This window comes from Intrasporangium sp., assembly GCF_039812505.1.
GTDB lineage: Bacteria > Actinomycetota > Actinomycetes > Actinomycetales > Dermatophilaceae > Intrasporangium_A.
On the sequence record NZ_JBDIAQ010000225.1, the window covers coordinates 1 to 3,872 of the forward strand.

The 3,872-nt window shown below is 71.3% G+C and carries 3 protein-coding genes; 1 reads left to right on the forward strand and 2 read right to left on the reverse strand.

The window, feature by feature from the left end; translation table 11 throughout:
- The first annotated feature begins 266 nt into the window (after positions 1-266).
- On the forward strand, positions 267-1,310 hold the full coding sequence (gene mgrA / locus WMI84_RS17315) for an L-glyceraldehyde 3-phosphate reductase (RefSeq protein ID WP_347355009.1): 1,044 nt from the start codon (positions 267-269) through the stop codon (positions 1,308-1,310).
- A 225-nt stretch (positions 1,311-1,535) separates the two neighbouring features.
- Here mgrA and WMI84_RS17320 read toward each other — a convergent pair whose 3' ends face one another.
- Both WMI84_RS17320 and WMI84_RS17325 read right to left on the reverse strand, forming a co-directional pair.
- Positions 1,536-2,702, reverse strand: a complete 1,167-nt coding sequence (locus WMI84_RS17320) for a cytochrome P450 (RefSeq protein WP_347355021.1) — start codon at positions 2,700-2,702, stop codon at positions 1,536-1,538.
- Between the two features lie 113 nt (positions 2,703-2,815).
- A partial coding sequence (locus WMI84_RS17325) for an XdhC/CoxI family protein (protein WP_347355022.1) occupies positions 2,816-3,872 on the reverse strand: 1,057 nt, incomplete at its 5' end.

The following is a 3,872-nucleotide window of genomic DNA, read 5'->3' on the forward strand; positions in this document are numbered from 1 at the left end:
GGCTGGGAAGTGAACCTGACCAAAGCGACCGCGTGACCGCACCGAACGTGGCTGGGTCATTTACGTGCCAGAGTGCAGCTTCTCGGGTCGAGAGGCCCGAGCACTGAGCCCCTCGATCGAGACTTCTGCACTGTCGATCGGGAATGCTGCACTGTCGATCGGGAATGCTGCACTGTCGATCGGTTTGGGGGTCGGGTGGGAGTGCTGTCGATGGTGCGGCGTGGAGGGGGTGAGCGGCATACCGGCCCGTCGGGGAGGATGGGCGCATGACGCTCCACGCAGACGACTACCAGGCCCGGCGCGACCGCTACGAGCACATGTCCTACCGCCGGGCCGGCCGCTCGGGGCTCGACCTGCCGGCCGTCTCCCTCGGGCTGTGGCACAACTTCGGCGACGACGTGCCGCTGGAGCGGCAGCGGGCGATCCTGCGGCGCGCCTTCGACCTGGGGGTGACCCACTTCGACCTGGCCAACAACTACGGGCCCCCGTACGGCAGCGCCGAGTGCAACTTCGGCACGATCTTCGCGCAGGACTTCAGGCGTTACCGCGACGAGCTGGTCCTGTCGACGAAGGCCGGCTACGACATGTGGCCGGGCCCGTACGGGCAGGGCGGCGGCTCGCGCAAGTACCTGCTGTCCTCGCTCGACCAGTCACTGCGACGGATGGGCGTCGAGTACGTCGACATCTTCTACTCGCACCGCTTCGACGAGACGACGCCGCTCGAGGAGACCATGGGCGCGCTCGACGCGGCGGTCCGCGCGGGCAAGGCGCTATATGCCGGGATCTCGTCGTACTCCGGGGCGCGCACCGGCGAGGCGGTCGCCATCCTGCGCGACCTCGGCACGCCGCTGCTCATCCACCAGCCGAGCTACTCCATGCTCAACCGCTGGGTCGAGCACGACCTGCTCGACGTGCTCGAGGACGAGGGCGTCGGCTGCATCGCCTTCTCGCCGCTCGCGCAGGGGATGCTGACCGACAAGTACCTGCACGGCATACCCGTCGGGTCGCGGGCCGCGCAGCACAAGTCGCTCTCACCGGACCTGCTGACCGACGCGGCCCTCGCCCACGTGCGGGCGCTCAACGAGATCGCGGCCGGGCGGGGGCAGTCGCTGGCCCAGCTGGCGCTCGCCTGGGTGCTGCGCGACCCGCGGGTCACCTCGGTGCTGGTGGGCGCCTCGTCGGTCGCCCAGCTCGAGGACAGCCTCGGCGCGCTCGAGCACCTCTCGTTCGACGAGGCCGAGCTCGCCCGGATCGAGCAAGACGCCGTCGAGAGCGGGATCAACATCTGGCAGCGGTCCAGCTCGTTCTGAGGGCCGCGCGCGCCGACGTCCAGCCGTCACGCCGACCCCGGCCCGACAGGCACGGGCCGCCCACGCCGTGTACGTACGGACACAACAAGTCCGCCCGGCCCCGACCCGCCACGCACGACTGGACCCGACGACCCCGACTTGTTGTGTCCGTAGGTACGGGACGGGCCGTGGAAGGCCACGCGATGAAGCCGCGGGCCGCGGATTCGCCCAGGTGCGCGCCGAGGCTCAGCCCAGCCGCACGGTCACGGTGGCGAAGCCCGAGGCCGGATAGGTCGCGAGCGTCCGCTCGGTGCCGGGCGCCGGCTCGATCCGGCTGGTCGCGTCGAACAGTGCGTCGAGCACCTCGTGCAGCTCGAGCCGGGCGAGCGGCGCCCCCGGACAGTCGTGCAGGCCGCGACCGTAGAGCAGGTTGTCGGCCGGGTCGCGGTCCAGCCGGAACTCGTCCGGGTCGCCGAAGACCCGCTCGTCCCGGTTGGCCGAGGCCCAGAGCACGATGACCCGCTCCTCGGCCGGGATCTTCCGCCCGGCGATGGTCACCTCGCCCGTCGTGCGACGCCGGTTCGAGATCAGCGGCGCGTGGATGCGCAGGATCTCGTCCGTCGCGGCCACCAGCAGCGAGCGGTCGGCCCGCAGCCGGTCCTGCACCTCGGGGTGGGTGGCGAGGAACTCGACGATGATGCCGACGCTCGCGGCGATGGTGCCGAGCTCCCCCACCGTCCAGTTGCGCACGATCGCGACGATCTCCGCGTCGTCGAGCGGGCGGCCGTCGACGCGCTCGGTCAGCAGTGCCGCGGTGACGTCGTCGGGGTCGGCGCCATCCGCGCGGCGCAGGTCGAGCTGCTCGCGGATGTACCCGTCGAACTCGAGCGCGACCGCGTGCATGGCCTGCCGGTCCATCGACAGAGTGGCCCGGTGGTTCTTGCCGGTCCACTCCCGCAGCGGTTCGCGCAGCGAGTCGGGCCAGCCCATGAACCCGCACGTGACGGCGTTGGCGAACGGCTCCGCCAGCGCCGACATGACCTCGACCTGTCCCGGCACCCGCAGGTCGCCCACCACGGAGTGGGCGAGCGCCCGGCAGTGCGGCTCGAAGTGGGCGAGCCGCTCGGCGGTGAAGTAGCGGTCGACGATCTGCCGGTAGGGACGGTGCCGCGGCTCGTCCATGCCGTTCGGGACGGCCGGGTAGGCCGACACGACGTTCGAGAATCCAGCCGGGTCGTCGAGGATCCGCACGGTGTCGGCATGCCCGAACACCGTCCAGTTGTGCTGTGCGCCATACGCGATCGGGCATTGCGCGCGCATGGCGTCGTAGGCGGCGACCTGGTCGGCGAGCACCTCCGGCGCCCGCGGGTCCCAGTCGATCTCGCGCGTGTCCAAACCGGTCCGTTCGGTCATCTTCGCTCCCACTGTCATCGCCCTGTCGAACTGTCACCCACTATTGAACCGCGTTGTCGATAAGGAGGATTGGCGCGCATGGCGTGTCGGTCGAGGCGCGCCGGCCGCAGCGGTCAGCCGTGGCTGGCACCGATCTGGTGCGGCAGCGCCGGCGGCTCCTCGACGAGGCCGTGATGGTGGTGGATCGGTCCGGCCAGCCCGCCGAGCCGCTGCCCGCGGCCACCCCACCGGTCCAGGATGATCTCTGCCGCGATGCTGATCGCCGTCTCCTCCGGGGTCCGCGCCCCGAGGTCGAGCCCGACGGGCGAGTGCATCCGGGCGAGCTCGTCCTCGGTCAGCCCGGCCTCCCGGAGCCGGTCGAGACGGTCGGCATGGGTACGGCGCGACCCCATCGCGCCGATGTAGGCGACCTCGGGCAGCCGCAGGGCGATCTCGAGCACGGGCACGTCGAACTTCGGGTCGTGGGTGAGCACGCAGATCACGGTCCGCGGGTCGATCCGCCCCGCGTCGACCTCCTCGCGCAGGTACTCGTGGGGCCACCGCACGATGACCTCGTCGGCCACCGGGAAGCGGGACTTGGTGGCGAACACCGGCCGCGCGTCGCACACCGTCACGTAGTAGCCCAGGAAGCTGCCGACCTTGGCCACCGCGGCCGCGAAGTCGATCGCCCCGAACACGAGCATCCGGGGCCTGGGCGCGTACGACGCCACGAACACCCGCATCCCCTCGCCGCGCCGCTCTCCGTCCGGACCGTAGGTGAGCAGGCCGGTGCTCCCCTGGGCCAGCATCCCGCGGGCGTCGTCGAGGACGGCGGCATCGGCGCGCGGCGAGCCCAGCGTCATACCGGCGTATGCCGCTGAGCCGGCTGTCGTCCGCCCGTTGCCGACTGCTGCACTCTCGATCGGGACTGCTGCACCCTCGATCGGGACTGCTGCACTCTCGATCGGGGGGGTGTCGTCCTCGTCCTCCGGGTGGATGACGAGACGGCGGCCGAGCCACTCGGGATCGGGATGCTCGACCACGGTGGCGACCGCGACCGGCCGGCCGGCCGTGATGTCGGCGGCGACCCCACCGAGCTCCGGATAGGTCTGCCTGGAGACCTTCTCGACGAAGACGTCCATGATCCCGCCGCAGGTCAGGCCCACGGCGAAGGCGTCGTCGTCGCTGACG

Coding starts and splice junctions, on each gene's coding strand:
- mgrA (WP_347355009.1), top strand. CDS start 267: ATGACGCTCCACGCAGACGACTACCAGGCCCGGCGCGACCGCTACGAG.
- WMI84_RS17320 (WP_347355021.1), bottom strand. CDS start 2,702: ATGACCGAACGGACCGGTTTGGACACGCGCGAGATCGACTGGGACCCG.